At 71.3% G+C, this 17669-nt stretch carries 13 protein-coding genes and 1 tRNA gene; 6 read left to right on the forward strand and 8 right to left on the reverse strand.

The window, feature by feature from the left end; genetic code table 11:
- The first annotated feature begins 342 nt into the window (after positions 1-342).
- A complete protein-coding gene (locus LY12_RS20295; protein WP_253858986.1) occupies positions 343-2235 on the forward strand; it encodes a YhgE/Pip family protein in 1893 nt (630 codons plus the stop codon).
- Positions 2232-2822, forward strand: coding sequence for a TetR/AcrR family transcriptional regulator (locus LY12_RS20300; protein ID WP_253858987.1), 591 nt, complete (start codon positions 2232-2234; stop codon positions 2820-2822). The genes LY12_RS20295 and LY12_RS20300 overlap by 4 nt, the downstream gene beginning before the upstream one ends.
- A gap of 57 nt (positions 2823-2879) precedes the next feature.
- Here LY12_RS20300 and LY12_RS20305 read toward each other — a convergent pair whose 3' ends face one another.
- Entirely contained in the window at positions 2880-3470 is a 591-nt protein-coding gene (locus LY12_RS20305) for a Rossmann-fold NAD(P)-binding domain-containing protein (protein WP_253858988.1), read from the reverse strand.
- Positions 3471-3579: 109 nt separating this feature from the next.
- Complete coding sequence (polA, locus tag LY12_RS20310; protein ID WP_253859331.1) at positions 3580-6261, reverse strand: DNA polymerase I; 2682 nt, start codon at positions 6259-6261, stop codon at positions 3580-3582.
- Positions 6262-6482: 221 nt separating this feature from the next.
- Here polA and LY12_RS20315 point away from each other — a divergent pair, with 221 nt between their 5' ends.
- Together LY12_RS20315 and LY12_RS20320 are read left to right on the forward strand one after the other, a co-directional pair.
- Positions 6483-6926 carry a hotdog fold thioesterase gene (locus LY12_RS20315; protein WP_253858989.1) on the forward strand — a complete coding sequence of 148 codons (444 nt, stop codon included), beginning with the start codon at positions 6483-6485 and terminating at the stop codon, positions 6924-6926.
- 76 nt (positions 6927-7002) lie between these two features.
- Positions 7003-8697, forward strand: a complete 1695-nt coding sequence (locus LY12_RS20320) for a hypothetical protein (protein ID WP_253858990.1) — start codon at positions 7003-7005, stop codon at positions 8695-8697.
- Positions 8698-8850: 153 nt separating this feature from the next.
- Here LY12_RS20320 and LY12_RS20325 read toward each other — a convergent pair whose 3' ends face one another.
- Entirely contained in the window at positions 8851-9462 is a 612-nt protein-coding gene (locus LY12_RS20325) for an ANTAR domain-containing response regulator (RefSeq protein ID WP_253858991.1), read from the reverse strand.
- Positions 9463-9659: 197 nt separating this feature from the next.
- Here LY12_RS20325 and LY12_RS20330 point away from each other — a divergent pair.
- Both LY12_RS20330 and LY12_RS20335 read left to right on the forward strand, forming a co-directional pair.
- A tRNA-Leu gene (locus LY12_RS20330) sits at positions 9660-9736 on the forward strand.
- 375 nt (positions 9737-10111) lie between these two features.
- Complete coding sequence (locus LY12_RS20335) at positions 10112-10702, forward strand: DUF1349 domain-containing protein (protein ID WP_253858992.1); 591 nt, start codon at positions 10112-10114, stop codon at positions 10700-10702.
- Positions 10703-10748: 46 nt separating this feature from the next.
- On the opposite strand, the gene LY12_RS20340 is transcribed toward LY12_RS20335, so the two are convergent.
- From LY12_RS20340 to LY12_RS20360, 5 genes are all read right to left on the reverse strand, one after another.
- Complete coding sequence (locus LY12_RS20340; RefSeq protein ID WP_253858993.1) at positions 10749-12656, reverse strand: FAD-dependent monooxygenase; 1908 nt, start codon at positions 12654-12656, stop codon at positions 10749-10751.
- Between the two features lie 135 nt (positions 12657-12791).
- Positions 12792-13544 carry an IclR family transcriptional regulator gene (locus LY12_RS20345; protein ID WP_253858994.1) on the reverse strand — a complete coding sequence of 251 codons (753 nt, stop codon included), beginning with the start codon at positions 13542-13544 and terminating at the stop codon, positions 12792-12794.
- Between the two features lie 30 nt (positions 13545-13574).
- A complete protein-coding gene (pip, locus tag LY12_RS20350) occupies positions 13575-14546 on the reverse strand; it encodes a prolyl aminopeptidase (protein WP_253858995.1) in 972 nt (323 codons plus the stop codon).
- A 106-nt stretch (positions 14547-14652) separates the two neighbouring features.
- On the reverse strand, positions 14653-16344 hold the full coding sequence (locus LY12_RS20355) for an ABC transporter transmembrane domain-containing protein (RefSeq protein WP_253858996.1): 1692 nt from the start codon (positions 16342-16344) through the stop codon (positions 14653-14655).
- Positions 16341-17468 carry a DUF1611 domain-containing protein gene (locus LY12_RS20360; protein WP_253858997.1) on the reverse strand — a complete coding sequence of 376 codons (1128 nt, stop codon included), beginning with the start codon at positions 17466-17468 and terminating at the stop codon, positions 16341-16343. Before LY12_RS20360 ends, LY12_RS20355 begins: the two co-directional genes overlap by 4 nt.
- Positions 17469-17669 lie beyond the last annotated feature (201 nt).

The raw sequence follows: 17669 nt of genomic DNA on the forward strand, positions 1-17669 counted from the left end.
GCCAGCGAGCAAGGCGGCGGTCGGCCGCTGGCTCACCGACCACGACGCGGCGCCCTACGCGGACTCCCGGTTCGAACACCTCGACGCCGGCCTTCGCACACGGCTGCTGACCACGCTCGCCGCGTCCCGCCACGGCGTGCGCATGCTCGTGCTCGACCGCCCCGACCGGCACACCAGCGAGACAGGCCACTGGCTGCGGCTCGCCCGCGAACAGGCCGAACGAGGACTGGCCGTCGTCGTGCTGACCGCGACCGCCGCCGACTCGGTGCTACCCGCGGACACCGTTCGCATCGGCCGTGTCGGCCGCCCCGACCCCGCACGCCCGCTGCCGGAGGACCACTCGTGAACGCCGTCCACCTCGCCCGCAACGAGCTGCGCAGGCTCACCACGGGAACACTGCCGAAGCTCGCCGTCGCCGCGCTCGTACTCGTGCCCCTGCTGTACGCCTCGCTGTATCTGTACTCCAACTACGACCCGTACGGCAGGCTCGACAACCTGCCCGCCGCGATCGTCAACAACGACACGGGCAGCGGTACCGGCGAGAACCACCGCGAGGTCGGCCGCGAGGTCACCGACGAGCTGCAACGCTCCGGCGACTTCGACTGGCACGAGGTCTCGCGCGAGCGGGCGCACACCGGGGTCGGCAACGGCGACTACGCCTTCGCGATCACGATCCCCCGCGACTTCAGCAAAGCGCTGACCTCGAGCGAGGACTTCGAGCCCCGGCAGGCGGGGATCACGCTGACCACCAACGACGCGAACAACTACCTCTCGCACACCATCGCGGACCAGGTGGCCGAGGAGGTCCGGGACACGATCGCGGAGAAGGTGGGCACGCAGGCGGCCGACCGGTTCCTCGTCGGGTTCTCGACCATCCACGAACGAACGGAGAAGGCCGCAGGCGGCGCGCGGGAACTCGCCGCCGGGGCACGCGAACTCCGCGACGGGCAGCAGAAGCTCGCAACCGGCGCCTCGAAGCTGGCCACGGGCAGCAACCAGCTCTCGTCCGGGCTGACGACCCTGAAGTCCAACACGGAGAACCTGCCCCGGCAGACGCAGCAGCTCGCGACCGGCGCCAACAAGGTCGCGGCGGGCAACGAGCAGATCGCCGCGACGGCGTCGGCGCTCGCCCAGGGCTCGACGGATCTGCAGAACAACCTGAACAACGTGAACGACCAGCTCGGACAGCGACTCCGCGACGGCGGCCTCGACGAGGAGGAAGTGCAGCACGTGCTGGGCGTGCTGGGGAACGTGCGCGCACCGGTGGACCAGGCGGACAACCGGATCCAGCAGACGTCCACCCAGCTCAACACACTCGCCACCGGCTCACGGCAGGTCGCCAACGGGGCACAGCGCCTCGCGGGCAGTGCCCCACAGCTGGCGGGCGGGATCGCCCAGGCGGCCGGCGGCGCGCAGGAGCTGTCGAAGGGCGCGGCGAGCCTCGACAGCGGGCAGCAGGACGCCCTCAACGGCACGAAACAGCTCCTGGGCGGCGCGAACGAACTCCGCGACGGCCTCAACGAGGGACTCCACCAGATCCCGAACACCGACGAGGACACGCGAGAGGAGACGGCCAGGACGATCGCCGATCCGGTGTCGGTCGACAACGCGAGTATGGCCAGCGCGGGCACGTACGGGGCCGGACTCGCACCGTTCTTCATCGGACTGGCGACGTGGATCGGTGCCTTCGTGCTGTTCCTGCTGTTGCGGCCGTTGTCGACGCGTGCGCTCACGGCGGGTGCCTCGCCGGTGCGGGTCGCCCTCGGCGGCTGGCTGTCGGCGGCGCTACTGGGGACGGCACAGGTGGTCGTCCTGTTCGCCGCCGTCACCTGGCTCGTCGGGATCCACGTCGCGAATCCTGTCGCGGCGCTGGGCTTCGCCGTCCTGACCTCGCTGACGTTCACGGCGATCGTGCACGCGCTCAACGCGCTCTTCGGCGCGGTCGGCAAGTTCCTCGGGCTCGTGCTGCTCGTACTGCAGCTGGTCAGCGCAGGCGGAACGTTCCCGTGGCAGACCCTGCCCGACGCACTCCAGCCGCTGCACGCGGTGCTGCCGATGGGGTACGTGATCGACGGACTGCGGCACCTGCTCTACAGCGGGGCGTCGGCCGAGGTGCTGCTCGACGTCGGTGTCCTCGTCGCGTACCTCGCGGCCGCACTCACGGCGTCGACACTGGCGGCACGGAGACGTCGCGTGTGGACAGTGGGTCACCTCAAGCCGGAGTTGGCGTTGTGACCCCGCGGGCGGAGGCGACCCAACGACGGCTGTTCGAGGCGACGATGCGCCTGGCACGCGGCACGGGGATCGCGGGTGTCACCGTCGACCACATCGCCGCCGAGGCCCGCGTCGCCAAGGGCACCGTGTACTACAACTTCGGCAGCAAGGACGGGCTCATCGAGGCGCTGCTGCGCTACGGCATCGGTGAGCTGGCCGAGCGGCTGACCACCGCCGTCGACGACGCGGGCGACGACCCGTCGGCCGGACTCGCCGCGCTGATCGACGCCGCGCTGGCGTTCATCGAGCAGTACCCGGGGTTCTCCCAGATCCTCGTGAGCGAGCTCTGGCGAACCCCGGGCAGCTGGGCCGAGACGCTCGCGCCGTTGCGGGAGGAGATCCTCACCATCCTCGAACGGCAGCTGGCGCTGGTCGCGGCCACGCGGCGCTTCCCCGAGGGCGTACCGGTACGCAGGGCGGCGACGGCCCTGTTCGGGACGCTGCTCGTGACGGCACTCGACTGGCTGGTCTTCGAACCGCAGCGCGACCGGTCGGAGGTGCGGGACTCGGTACTCACCCTGCTCGCCGCACGGGCCGAGCCGGGGTGAACAAGCCGGGGTGAGCCGCTGCCGGGTGAGGCCTCGCCGGAGTCTGCGGCGGCGGTTTCAGGACCTGCGGACCGTTCTGCGCTCGCCCAGCTGATGCGCCGAGGACGGCCTGCCTGCGACCGCTCGGCGGACGGCCTCCAGCACTCCCCGTTCGATCTCCTCGTGTCCCAGTGGCCTGCCCACGGCCACGTCCGAGGTGGACCCGAGCAGCACCTGCTGGGTCGGCCGGTGCGGGTAGTGGGGTTCCGGCGGTGCGACGACGTCGCCGTGCGTCGGCAGGGCTGTCACCTCGACCACGGGCGCCGCGGCCGACAGCAACGGTTCCACGGCGGACAGCACCGCCTCCCGGTAGGACTCGTGCACCCAGGCGACGAGCAGATCGGCAGGCCCCGTCAGCACGTCACTCGCCTTTCTCGCGAGGTCGGCGGGAGCGTCCCACTGCGCCTGTACCCAGGTCGCGCGGCCCGCGCCGACCGTCGTGTGCCGGTGGCCCGCGGTCCAGCGCACCGAATGCACATCCGGATCGCCGGTCGGGATGGGCGCGTAGCGCCTGCTCGGCAGGACGACCTGCCACCCGTCGACGGCGAGCTCCCTCGTGACCCTGCGGAGCATCCCGGTCCCGGCGAGCAGCAGCGCACGTCGCGTCATGACGAGCACGATATCGGCGCCGCACCGCCCCCGCAGCGCTCCGGAAGGGCGGCACCGTGCGGGGCGGCGGCGCGGCCCGGCCACCGCCGCCCGCCCCGTGGTGGGTCGTTCAGTGCGCGGCGTCGTTCCACGACCGGCCGAACCCGACCGACACCTCGAGGGGCACGGCGAGTTCGCAGGCGGCGCCCATCTCGCGACGCACCAGCTGTTCGACCTCGTCGTGCTCGCCCTCGGCGATCTCGAGGATCAGCTCGTCGTGCACCTGCAGCAGCATGCGGCTGCCCAGGTCCGACGACGCGAGCGCGTGGTACACGCCGAGCATGGCGACCTTGATGATGTCGGCGGCACTGCCCTGGATCGGCGCGTTGAGCGCCATCCGCTCGGCCATCTCCCGCCGCTGCCGGTTCTCGCTCGTCAGATCGGGCAGGTATCGCCGCCTGCCGAAGATCGTCTGGGTGTAGCCGGACTTCGCGGCCTCGTCGACGACGGCGTGCAGGTAGTCGCGGACCCCGCCGAACCGCGCGAAGTAGTCGTCCATCAGCCCACGGGCCTCCTCGGTGGAGATCCGCAACTGCTGCGACAGCCCGTACGCCGACAGCCCGTAGGCCAGGCCGTAGTTCATCGCCTTGATCTTGGCGCGCTGCGGCCCCGTCACCTCGGCCGGATCGACGTCGAACACGGCGGCGGCCGTCGCGGCGTGGAAGTCGGCTCCCGACTGGAACGCCTCGATCAGGTCGGCGTCGCCGGACAGGTGCGCCATGATCCGCATTTCGATCTGGCTGTAGTCGGCGGTCATCAGCTGGTCGTAGCCCGTACCGACGACGAACGCCTCCCGGATCCGCCTGCCCTCGTCGGTGCGGATCGGGATGTTCTGCAGGTTCGGGTCCACCGAGGACAACCTGCCGGTCGCCGCGATCGTCTGGTGCAGGGTGGTGTGGATCCGCCCGTCGGGTGCGACCGCCTTGATCAGGCCTTCGACCGTGCTGCGCAGCCGGGCGGCGTCGCGGTGCTCCAGCAGGTGCTGCAGGAAGGGGTGCTCGGTCTTCTCGTACAGTGTCTGGAGCGCATCGGCGTCGGTCGTGTACCCGGTCTTGGTGCGTTTGGTCTTGGGCATGCCGAGCTCGTCGAACAGCACGACCTGCAACTGCTTCGGCGAGCCGAGGTTGATCTGCTTGCCGATGACGCCGTAGGCGCTCTCGGTCGCCTCCTTCACCCTGCTCGCGTAGTGCGCTTCGAGCGTCGTCAGCTGCTCCAGGTCGACCGCCACGCCCGCGGCTTCGAGTTCGGTGATCACCGACAGCAGCGGTAGCTCGACCTCCGCCAGCAGTTGCTCCCCGCCGATCTCTGCCAGCTCGGTGGCCAGTGCCTCGGCGAGGTCGGCGGTCGCACGGGCGCGCACCAGCTCATCGTGGACGAGTTCGGCGTCGTCGTCGGAGTCTGCTCCGCCGGAGGTGTCGAGCAGCGACAGCTGGCCCTCACCACCGGACGAGTCGGACCGCAGTTCCCGCTGCAGGTAACGCAGCACGAGGTCGGCGAGTTCGAACGTACGCTGGCCGGGGCGGACCAGGTACGCGGCCAGTTCGGTGTCCATGGTCAGCCCGCGCACGCGCCGGCCTCGCGCCAGCAGGCCGTGCAGCGGCGCCTTCAGCGCATGCCCGGTCTTGTGCGCCTCGGGGTCGGCGAGCCAGGCGCCCAGCGCCGCCTCGTCGTCCGCGTCGAGCGTCGTCAGGTCCAGGTAGGCGCCCTCGCCGTCGGAGGCCGCCAGCGCGAGCGACGCGGCGTCGGCGGCGATCGAGGTGCCGGTGACACGCACGGCGAGCCCGGTGGTGGAGCCGGCCGGAGCGTGCTCGGCCAGCCACGTCGCGACCGTGCCGCGGGCCAGCGCGCCACCGCTGACGCTGAAACCCTCGTCGGCCTCGGGTTCGGCGCTGGACAGGGTCGCGAACAACCGGTCACGCAGCACGCGGAACTCGAGCTCGTCGAACAGCCGGTGCACGGCGTCGCGGTCCCACGCCTTGACCTCGAGGTCCGCGGGAGCCTCTTCCAGCGGCACGTCCCGCACCAGCTCCGTCAACTGCCGGTTGAGCAGCACGCCGTCGAGGTGAGAGCGCAGCGCGTCGCCCGCCTTGCCCTTGACCTCGTCGACCCGGTCGACCAGGTCGCCGAGGGACCCGAACTGCCGGATCCACTTCGTCGCCGTCTTCTCCCCCACGCCCGGGATGCCGGGCAGGTTGTCCGACGGATCGCCGCGCAGCGCCGCGAAGTCCGGATACTGCACCGGGGACAGGCCGTACTTCTCCTGCACACCGTCCGGGTCGAACCGTACGAGATCCGAGACGCCCTTCTTCGGGTACAGCACCGTGATCGTGTCGGTGACGAGCTGCAGCGCGTCCCGGTCGCCCGTACAGATGAGGACGTCGTAGCCGGAGCCGGTCGCCTGCGTCGACAACGTGGCGATCAGGTCGTCGGCCTCGTAGCCGGGCTGCTCCAGCACCGGGATCGCCAGCGCGCCGAGCACCTGCTTGATCAGCTCGACCTGGCCCTTGAAATCGTCCGGCGTGGCCGACCGGTTGGCCTTGTACTCGGCGAAAGTCTCCGTCCGGAACGTCTGCCGGGAGACGTCGAACGCGACGGCCAGATGCGTCGGTTCCTCGTCCCGCAGCAGGTTGATCAACATCGACGTGAACCCGAAGACCGCGTTCGTCACCTGCCCCGTCGACGTCCGGAAGCGATCCGCGGGCACCGCGTAGAAGGCGCGGTAGGCCATCGAATGGCCGTCGATCAGCAGCAACCGCCGGGTGGCCGCCGCGGCGTCGGCGGGCGACGAGCCGGCCGGCGCCGCGGGCTGCGGTGCGGCGGCGGACTGTGCTGTGCCTGCCGGCGGTTCCGCTGCGCCCGCCGACGGTGCGGTGTCTGCGAACGGTTCGTCGGTCTTCGCGTCTGGACTCACATCCGCGAGTCTAGGGTGAGGGTCCGACAGCGCTGCCTGTCCCTAGACCGAGGAGAGATCGAGTGACCAAGAACGGTTCTGAGCAGGCGTTTCGGGAGTCGCTGGCGGGCCTCACGCCCGAGATCGCGGCCCAGCAGCTCAACGACAAGGTCGGCATGGAATTCGGCCAACTCTCGCCCGAACGCGTGACGGCCACCATGCCCGTGGAAGGCAACCTCCAGCCGTACGGGCTGCTGCACGGCGGCGCCAACGCCGTCCTTGCCGAAGCGCTCGGCTCGACCGTCGCCGCGCTCAACGCCGGTGACGGGCGTATCGCCGTCGGCGTCGACCTGAACTGCACCCACCACCGTGCGGTCACGTCCGGCATCGTCACCGCGGTGGCGACGCCGGTGCACGTGGGCCGGTCGGCGGTGACCGCCGAGATCGTCATCACCGACGAGGCGGGCCGCCGCAGCTGCACCGCCAGGCTGACCTGCATGGTCCGGGACGCCCCACCCGCGGGTTGACCACCGGCCGCCGGTGCCCGGTACCCGGCTCCCCCGGGGCGGCGGGCACCGGGCGGCCTGCCGATAGCCTGACCGAATGAACTCCGACGACGTGCGGCTCTCCGCGGTCGAACTGACCTCCTACATCGAGGACTACCTCGCCGACGAACCGGAATTCGAGGTCGATCCCGGCGTCGCGACGACCGCCCTGCAGCTGCTCGCCGACGAGTGCGGAGTGAGCGACCTCGGCGAGCTCCGCGACGGCGACACGACCCGGCTGCTGCTCCAGGTGTATCCGGCGGCCCGCCCGGACGACGACCCGAACGACGTGGTCAACGCCGTTGACCTGATGCTCGACTTCGCGTTCGACACCGAGCGGATCGACGAGAGCCGGCACGCCGAGCTGCTCGGTGAACTCGACGATGCCGAGACCGCCCTGTTCGGCACGCTCGACCGGCCGCGGCTGGCCGAGAACGAGCCGGACCTGAAGATGCTGTACAACCTTCCGGACCGGCTGGGCCCGATCCGGCTGCCCGCCGAGGACGAGCTCGCCGAGGTGGCACGCCGCTCGCCGTTGCTCGCGCGGGCCCGTGCGCTGGCGGCGGCCGTCGTCGACGGCCAGGATCTCGGCGCGGCCGCGGACACGGCTGGAGTGTCCGAAACGGACCTGCCCTCCGTGGCGGAGCTCGCCTCGAACGTCGGCTTCGTCGAGTTCGAGGACGACGAGGACGGCGCCGATGACGAGGACGGCGGCGAGGTGATTCCGTCGGCCGGGCCTGCCTTCGACGAATGGCCCGGTGGTGACGACGACGAGGTGCTCACGGTGTGGGGGCACGCGCTCAACACGCTGCTCGCGTGGAGCCTGCCCGCCGACGCGGACCGCACGGGTGACGAGACCCTCGACTTCACCGGCACGTCCGCCTGGTTCGTGCCGCTCCTGCTCACCTGGCGCGTCGGCCTTCCGGTGCACGCGATCAGCGACATGATGGCCGACATCGCGACCGACGACCTGCCCGCCGACGAAGCGGACGCGGCGTGGCGCGCATGGTCGGCACAGCACGGCGACCCGGCCGAGGTGCTGCTGGGCAGGCTCGCCGACCTCGGCGCCGTGGAGCTCGACGACTCCCACGAGGCCGCCGCGAGCGAAGGCACGGTCGCACGGCTCACGCCGCTGGCCGCCGCCTCGTTGCGCGGCGAGCTCGTCGAGTCCGGTGTGGACATTCCACTGCTGCCCGCGCCGGAGGACATGGCCGCCACCGATCTCGTCGACGTGCTCGCCCACGGCCTCGACGGTGAGATCCAGGTGGAGGCACCGGCCTGGTTCACCGTCCACACGCCGCTCGGCGGGGCTCGCGCGCTCCTCGCCGTGGCCGCCGAGAGCGACGCGCCGCGCCGCGCGGACGCGATCACGCTGGTCCGCGAGCACGCCGGCGCCGAGGCCGAAACGGCGTGGCGGGAGGTCGAGGACGTACCCGCGCTTCGGTTGCATGCCCGGCTCGAAACGGCCGCGCTACGCGGTGCGGACGCCGACCTGGGCGATGCCGAGCTGGCCTGGCTCGCGGTCGACGCGATCGCGGGCAGGCTCGGCAGGCACGAGCCGGACGTGATCACCGCGGTCATCGAGCACATCATCCCGGCGGGCGCGACGGGACCGGTCGACACGATGTGGCGGGTCGACCACCCGGACACGGTCACGGTCCTCACCGCGGTCGGCGAGCACCATCCGGACAAGGCCGTCGCGAAGGCGGCACGCAAGGCGATCCACAAGGTGGCCGACCGCGCCGCCACGTAGCGCGGTCCCGGCTGCCGGCTCCGTGGCTCCGCACCACGTGCAGCCGGCTCCGCGTCGACGATTCCGACCTCCGACGACACGGGCCCCGTCACCACGGGTGGTGACGGGGCCCGCTGCGGTTCGGGGAACCGGGCTGCGCCCGGTTCGGCCGGATCAGTCGGCGATGCTCTCGATCACGGCCTCGGCGACGGCCTTCATCGTCGAGCGCCGGTCCATCGCCGTGCGCTGGATCCACCGGAACGCGTCCGGTTCGCTCAGTCCCTGTTGGCTCATGAGCAGCCCCTTGGCGCGGTCGATGACCTTCCGGGTCTCGAGCCGGTCCGTCAGGCCCGCGACCTCGGATTCGAGAGCCTGCAGCTCGGCGAACCGGCTCACGGCCAGCTCGATGGCCGGCACCAGGTCGCGCTTCGCGAACGGCTTGACCAGGTACGCCATCGTCCCGGCCTCGCGCGCACGTTCGACGAGGTCACGCTGCGAGAACGCGGTCAGGATCACCACCGGGGCGATCCGGTCACCCGTGATCTTCGAAGCGGCCTCGATGCCGTCGAGTTTCGGCATCTTCACGTCGAGGATCACGAGGTCGGGCTTCAGCTCGGTCGCCAGCTTGATGGCTTCCTCACCGTCGCCGGCCTCGCCGACGACCTCGTAGCCTTCCTCGCGCAGCATCTCGACGAGGTCGAGGCGAATGAGTGCCTCGTCCTCCGCGACCAGCACACGGCGCTGGGGTGCGGCGCCTTCGCTGGACTCGGTAGCCGCTTCGGTCACAGGGCTCCTCCTGGGACGATCAATCAGGCAAAGACATAGCGGTTTCCGCTAGCTGCAGGCTACCGGTTGTCGGGCCGGTCGTGACGATGGCCTTCACCACGCAAGGTGATCACATGCCGGAAACCACAACAGCCGCCGGACGTGGTAGCCCGAATGCCGCCCGTGATGCCGTATCGAGTACAGTCAGCAACCCGCACGCCCCCGTAGCCCAATTGGCAGAGGCACACGACTCAAAATCGTGCAAGTGTGAGTTCGAGTCTCACCGGGGGCACCAGCAGCCATACCACCTCTTCCCAAGTTTGCCAGCCTGCAGTGCCCGTCAGCCCGCACTGTCCGGCAGCCTGCAGTCCGGCACCCTGCCGTTCTCGACTCTCGGCCCAACGCCCGCCTGACGCGAGTTCGGCCGCCTGTGCAGCGCGACGTGCGGTGACGCTGATGCCGTACTCGCGCCACGAGGTCTCGGATGGGCGCGGGGACGTTCGCCGGGTCGGCCTCGATGGGCTCGGCGTGCCGTCGACGACTCTCCGCAGCGGCCTTGACAACGAGCACCGCCCCTTTCACGATCTTCGCGAATCGATCAAGTACCGGCTTGCCGAAGCCGCCACCTGCAGGGCGGACCGGATGCGCAGTCGCGGGAAGGGACCCTGGGATGAACGACTCCACCAGCGTGTTCGGCCTCACCGGATGGCGGTGGTTCAACCCACCCACCAACTACGAGTTCGACGGCACCGGACTGCGCGTCACCACCGACGAGGACACCGACTTCTGGGTCACCACCCACTACGGCTTCGTCCGCGACACCGGCCACGCCCTGCTACGTCCCGTTGGCGCGCAGTTCCGGCTGACCGCGACGTTCCAGGGCGAGTACCACGAGCAGTACGACCAGGCGGGTCTTCTGCTGCGCGGCGACGCGCACAACTGGATCAAGACCGGAATCGAGTTCGTCGACGGCGAGCCGCTGCTCAGCGCTGTCGTCACGCGCGAGGTGTCCGACTGGAACGTCGTGCCTCTCACCCGCATCGCCGGCCGCCCCACCAGCGTCACGATCGACGTGCGGCGCGTGAACGACACCGTGACCGTCCGCTACGGCTGGGATGATCACCGTCCCGACACGCTGTTGCGCATGGCCTACTTCCCGCCGGATGCGAAGGCCGAGGCCGGTCCGATGTGCGCCTCGCCCGACGGCACGGGCTTCGCCGTGCGCTTCGCCGACGTGACGTACGAGGAGCACATCGTGTGAGGCGTCGGCCGGCACCCCGGCCGGACGGGCCGGCACCGAGCGTCCGTCAGACGTCCACCAGCACGTCGGCGAGGAAAGCGACCAGCTCCTCGTGGGCATCGAGCGGCAGGACGTGGGCGACGTAGTGATCGGGGCGCACCAGTACGAGGCAGCCCGTGTCGCGATCGACACCACGGTGGTCGAAGATGTCAGCGCTCGGGTCGGGGCAGAAGGTCTTCTCGTAGTCGACGAGACCGAACCTGCCCTTGCGGGGAAGCAGCACCGGGTGCAGGTCGGACACCGAAACGTCACGGTGCCACTGCTGGAGCACCGCACGCACGTCGATCACCGCATCCGGGTCGTAGCCGGCCGGTGTGAACCGGGTCAGTGGCGACCTCGTGGAGCCGAGGAAGTCGGCGAGCTCCCGCAGTGCGGAATCGGGTGCCGCCGGGTGCGCCCGGTCGGCGAAGGCGTACAGCCGCCACGCCCCGTCCGCGCGGGCCGCATGGCCGAGGTGCACCGGCTTGGCGTCGGCCAGCCTGACGACCGGCGCCGAGTGGAACCGCATCCCCACCGGGAATCCCTCGGCCAGCTGCTGGTGCGCGGCCGCGGACGTGAGGATCGACGGCTCGTAGCGGACCGCGACACCGGCCGTGAACCGGCCCTGCCGGCGGAAGTATTCCTGGAACTCGTTCCGGTCCGACTCGGTGTCGGGCCGGTTGCTGACGGCAGCCGCGAACTCACGGTCGAAATCGATCAGCTCCTGCGCAACGCGTTGGCGTTCGGCGGAGTACGTGGGGAGGACCTCGGGAGGCGCTGTGCCGCGCAGCACCGTGCCGAGCTTCCAACCCAGGTTCCACGCATCGGCCATCGACACGTTCATGCCTTGGCCCGCCTTCGCGCTGTGGGTGTGGCAGGCGTCGCCCGCGATGAACACCCGGGGCGGGCGGCTGTCGACCTCGTCCTCGGGGACGTCGTCGGGAGCGTCGTCGAACCGCCGGCACAGTCGCTGGCCGATCTCGTAGACGGCCCACCACCCGACCTGCTTCACCTCCAGTGTGTAGGGGTGCAGGATCCGGTTGGCGACCGCGGCGAGCTTCTCCGGCGTGACGCTGCGCTCACGCAGCATTTCGGCGTCGCGCTCGTTGTCCAACTCGATGTAGAGCCGCACCAGGTAGCCGCCCTCGCGCGGGATGATCAGGATGCTGCCCTGTTCGGAGTGGACGACCGACTTCACCCTGATGTCGGGGAAATCGGTCACGGCCAACACGTCCAGCACGCCCCACGAGGAGTTCGCCGCATCGCCTTCCAGCCTGCGGCCGATGGCCTGCCGGACACCGCTGCGCGCTCCGTCGCAACCGACGACGTACTTCGCCCGGATCGCGGCGCTCTCGCCGGTGGGTTCGCCGCCCCGCATGCGCTGCGCGGTCACGGTGACCGGATACGCGTCCGAGTCGGGGTCGACCTCGACGCCGGTGACGTGCAATCCGTAGCAGGGCTCGGCGCGGGTCGCGGAGCGGGACATGTGGTCACGCAGATAGGCGAGCATCCGGGCCTGGTTGACGATCATGTGCGGCATCTCGGACAGGCCCTCTTCGACGTCGTCGATGCGGCCGGTGCGCACGATGGTCGAGCCGTCCCGCTCGTCCGGCCTCCAGAATGAGACCTCGTTGACCTGGTAGCCCTCGTGGATCAGCTGGTCCGCGAGGCCGAACGCCTCGAACATCTCGACGGTCCGGCATGCGACGCCGTCGGCTTGCCCCACCTCGAGAGGACCGTCCCGCCGGTCGACGATCACGGTGCGGATGTCGGGGAACTGCGCGAGCTGCGCTGCCAGCACCAGGCCGGCAGGGCCGCAGCCGACGATCACGACGTCGGCGGTCTCCGGCAGCGCGCCGGTTCGGCTTTCCACGTCGGCGTGCGCTTCCTGCACGAACGGGTCACCGGGGCGGTAGCCGTCGAGATAGAACTGCACTCTTCACGCTCCTGTCGCACATCGGCTTGCCGACCCGCCCGCGAGGGAAAGGCTCCGCGGCTCGCGGCGACTCGGGTCCGAATCATCGTCGAGCGGCAGCACGGAAAGCGACAGGAAGTTCTGCAGGACAGAACATCAGTCGGGGGCGTTCGCCCGTTCCCGAAGGTCCGCCTCCAGCGCGGCGGACGTCTCCCGCAGGGCACCGACGATGTCCGGCAACAGTCGGCGGTGGTACCGCGCGGTCGGCATCGCCACCGACAGCGCGATCGGAGGGAAACCCGGACTCTCCTCCAACGCGCAGCCGATCGCGGTCAAGCCGGCCTCGGTGCTCTGATCGTTGATCGCGAACCCGCGGCGCCGCGCCTGCCGCACGACACGCTCGACCTCCTCGAACGCGTCGCCGGTCTCGCCGTCGTAGCGCGCGGCGAGGTCGGCGCGGCCGAGCCGGGCCAGCAGGGCACGCCCTCCCGAAGCACGGTCGGCGGGAAGTAGCCGGCCCTCGCGATCTCCGACCCGCAGTACGTGCTCGCACTCCACGGTGGCGACCATCTGCACCTGCCTGCCGTGCAGGACCATGGCGTTCGAGCTCTCCCCGGTTCGGCGCATCAGGGTGCGCAGCTGCGGTACCGCAAGGTCACGGAGACCGACGACCCGCTCCGGCCTGTTCGGCACCCGGAGAATCGGCCCGGCCACGTACCGCCGGTCGACGCCCTGTTCGGCGAAATCGCGGTACACGAGCATCGCCAGTAGCCGATGGGCCGTCGACCTGGCGACACCGAGCCGGGCAGCGGCCTCGGTGACGCCCATCGCCCCCTCCTGCTGCAGGCAGACGGCCAGCCGCAGGGCGTGGTCGACCGACTCGACACTGTAGGCCGGTTTGTTCTTCATAGCAGAACGCTATGTCATGCCCGTCCCCGTTCACACCCCACCGGCGAAGCGGTCGGTGGCGGCGGTGATCGCCGCGGTCATGCTGCCGCCGCGGTGCCCGGTGTCGTCGAGGACGACCAGCTCGCTGCCCGGCCAGGCGCGATGCAGCGCCCACGCCGTGTCGAGCGGCCCGCTGACGTCGTAGCGCCCGTGGATCAGCACGGCGGGAATCCCGTGGAGTCGCTCGATGTCCCGCAGCAGCTGCCCGTCGTCCAGAAAACTGCCGTGCGACCAGTAGTGGGTCACGATGCGGGCGAAGGCGAGCCGGAACGCCGGATCGGCGACCGACAGGTACGGCTCCGCATCGGGGGCCAGCGACATGTGGGTGTCCTCCCACTCGCACCACCGCCGCGCGGCCCCGGCACGGACCTCGGGGTCGGGGTCGTGAAGCAATCGGCTGTAGGCGGCCGCCAGGTCGCCGTCGCGCTCGTCGGCGGGCACACCGTCACGGAACCGTTCCCACTCACGCGGGAACACGCGGCCCATGTCGCGCGTGATCCAGTCGGTGCGACGTCGGTCGCCGTCGGTCACGGCCGCGAGCACCAGTTCGGTGACCCGCTCCGGATACGCCTGCGCGTAGGCGAGCGCGAGCGTGACGCCCCACGAGGCTCCCCACACCAACCAGCGCTCGATTCCCAGGTGCACCCGCAGCGTCTCCAGGTCCGCGACGAGGTGTTGCGTGGTGTTGGCGGACAGGTCGACGACCGGATCGGCCGCCGACGGCGTGCTGCGCCCCGAGCTCCGCTGGTCGACCAGGACCACGCGGTAGCGGTCCGGGTCGAACAGGCTCCGCATCCGCGGCGAGCTCCCGGTACCGGGACCGCCGTGCAGGGCGACCGCGGGCTTACCGCCGGGGTTTCCCGACACCTCCCAGTACAGCGAGTGGCCGTCGCCGACGTCCAACATTCCGGATTCGTGCGGTTCGATCGGTGGATAACGCCCGTCGTCGGATCTACTGCCCATCGACGCATGATCGCGCGCCGGTGGCCCGCCGGCCAGAACAAGCGCCGACCAGAAGCCGTGCCGACCAGAAGCGGTGCCCGCCCCGCTCCGGCGGCCCCGTTCGCTGTCAGCGCGGCACCGAACCCGGCCCGAAGCCGGCCGCCGTCACCCGGACCCGCTCGCCGGCCGCCGCGGTCAGGTCCCACACCTCGTACTCACCGACGACCTGCTCGGGCACCTCGGTGGCGAGGACGACCACGCCCGGATAGTCGGCCAGCAGTGCCCGCAGCAGGTCCGCACCACCCGCGCCCAGCTGTTCCTCGATGTGGTCGAGCACCAGCAGCGGTGGCCGCCGGTAGCGGGCGCGGGCCAGCTGCAGCCGCGCGCGTTCGGGCAGCAACAGCGGTTCTCCCCCGCGGCGCAGTGTCGTCCGCTCCCCCTTCGGCAGGTTCCTGACCCGCTCGGCGAGCCCGACGGCGGCGAGTTCGGCAGCCACCGGCTCCGTCGAGGCGGGATGGCGGTAGCGGACCGCGCGGGCGATCGTGCCGCGCTCGAGAGCGACGCCGCGGGCGGCGAACCCGACGTACCGGCGGCGCTGCTCCGGTGCCAGCCTCCCGAGGTCCTGTCCGGACACGCGGACCCAGCCCCGCGCCCCGCCATCCGCCGCGGCGCTGCTGCCCGCGAGCAATCCCACGACGGCATCGACCTGTTCGCGGCGTTCGCTGCGCAGCACCACGCGCGCGCCCGGAGCGGCCACCAGGCCGGGCAGCCGGGTGCCGTCGTGCCACAGGTCGTGTACGTGGACCCCGGGCCGTCCCGGACCGTCCTGACGAGGCGCAGGAGTCCGGGTCTGCCGCTCGGCGGGCGATGACGTGCCGAGCGCCGGCGCGAGGATCCGGCGGGCGGCCAGGAACGACTGCCGGTATTCGACGACGCGCCCGAGGTCGTGAATCGGCGTCGCCAGCACCCCGACGACCGTGATCGTCGTGGCGACGACCGCGTGCTCCAGTCCCGCCCACGAGCCCGCGACGACCACGCCGACCGTGGCGACCGCAGCCGCGCCGACGGCGGCGCCGCGCAGGTATCCGGCGACCCGGGCGCGGCGGACGGCACGCTCCCGCACGTCGGCGCTGCGCTGGGCGATCCGGCCGAGCTCGCGGCGGACACCGCCGGCGGCACGGATCCCGGTGCCCGCCGCCACCGCGTCACCGACCTGCGCGGCCAACCTGCCGCGGGCGGTGCGGACGCTGCGGGCGCGCACGTACGCCGTCCGCGCCAGCAGTGCGAACACGACCGCGAGCAGCCCGACCGGCACGGCGACGGCGGCCGCCAGCACCGGATGCACCAGCGCCAGTACGACGAGCACCCCCGCGACCAGCGGCACCGCACCGGTCAGCGGGGCGATACCCCACGCGACCCAGTTGCGCACCGCGGCCAGGTCGTTGGTCGCCCTGGCGATCGTGGTTCCGAGCGACGGGCCGCGTCCCTCCGCGAGCGCGGCGGCGAGCAGGCCACCGCGCACCTCGTGCACGTAGTCCTGGCCGAGTCTCTCCGCCAGGACCCACTCGGCGATGCGTATGCCGCTCATGCACAGTGCGGCCAGGAGCAGGATTCCCACCCAGAACCACCGGTCCCCCGGCTCCGCCTGCAGCAGCCTCGGCATGCTCACGGCGGTGGCACCGGCCAGCGCGGCCTGGCCGAGACCGGCGCACACGAGCAGGCCGACCGTGACACGCCTGCGACCGGTGAGCAGCGGCGGCAACGACTCCGCCGTCCGTGCCGCGCGGTTGGCCGCCGTTGTGGTGCCGGGAGCCGTCACAGCAGGGCCGTGGCCACGTCGGGTTCGGCGAGCGAGTACGTGTCGAGTACCGGCACGTCCAGGGCGGACCGCGCCTCCCGCATCGCGAGGGGCGCGGAGGTGAGGAGGCCGCTGACCGCGCCGACCGGCACCCCGCGCTCCCCGAGCAGGGCCACACCGCCCGCGGCCCCGGCAGCGCCCTCCGCCGCGAAGACGACCCGGTCGACGACGCGGGTGAAGAGCGGGTCACCGAGCAGCCGGGCCGTCTCCTGTTGGTACAGACCATCCGCGAGTTCGAGCACCACCACGTCCGCTCCCGGGGCCGACAGGTGCGTCACCAGCGACTGCAGGACGGCACGGACCTCGTCGCGACTCAGCCGGAACGTGGTGGGAAACCCGAAATCGGTGAAGTCGAGGACCTCGGCCGCACCCGCGTCGGCGAATCCGTGGGGATCGCCGCCCGCACCGGTGCCGGTCACCTTGCCCGCGTTGACCCGCAGTCCCGAACGGGCCAGCCCGCGGATGAGTGAGCCTGCGGTGGTGGATTTTCCGGAGTTCATCGACGTGCCGACCACGCCGATGACCGTCGGGTCCACGGCGGGGGCAGGCCGGATCGCCGTCGCGTCCGGCAGCAGCGCCCGCGACGCGTGGCGGCGCAGGGTGACGGTGCCGTCGGCGTCGGCGAGGAGCCCGAGAGGGCGGATCGCCGTCGCGTCCTCGATGTCCCGGTGCTTGTCGGTCGCCAGTGCGGCGATGCCGCCCGCCGCGACGAGATGCGCCGGGCCGAGATCGCCGGGAACGACGGCCTCGAACTGGTCGGGCGCATACCGATGGCCGTACGCGACGAGGATCTCGTCGCCAGGGAACAGGGTCTGTCTGCGGCCTGCGGGGCTCTCCAGCCGCTTGTGCATGCCGATCGCCTCCACGCGCGCCAGGACGACGTCACCCGGCTGCGGGGCCACGTCCGGGCCGTCGAGCAGGCGGTACCCCTCCGGTGAGGTGTCGATGAGCGCGGCCACGGATCTGGTGGTGTAGGCCTTTTTCGCCTGCCGTAGGCGGTCGGGACTCAGGCGCGTGGGCGCCGGCGCGGCCGCGGGCCACGCCGGTGGTGTCAGCGTCGCGTCCTGCTCCGTGGAAACGGTCATGGTGCGGTTCTCCTCACTGTTCCGGCAGCACGTGTCCGGGCGGCACTCGATCGGTGGCGGCACCGGTCCGGTGGCGGCGCCGGTCCGGCAAGGGCACGGTCCTGCGCTTCCACCGGAACGGGACGCTACGGGCGGCGGATGAGGGCCTCATGGGAACGAGATGAACGAATTCTTATCCGCGAACGCGTCTCCGGGGTGACG

This window comes from Prauserella alba (assembly GCF_024171735.1).
GTDB lineage: Bacteria > Actinomycetota > Actinomycetes > Mycobacteriales > Pseudonocardiaceae > Prauserella > Prauserella alba.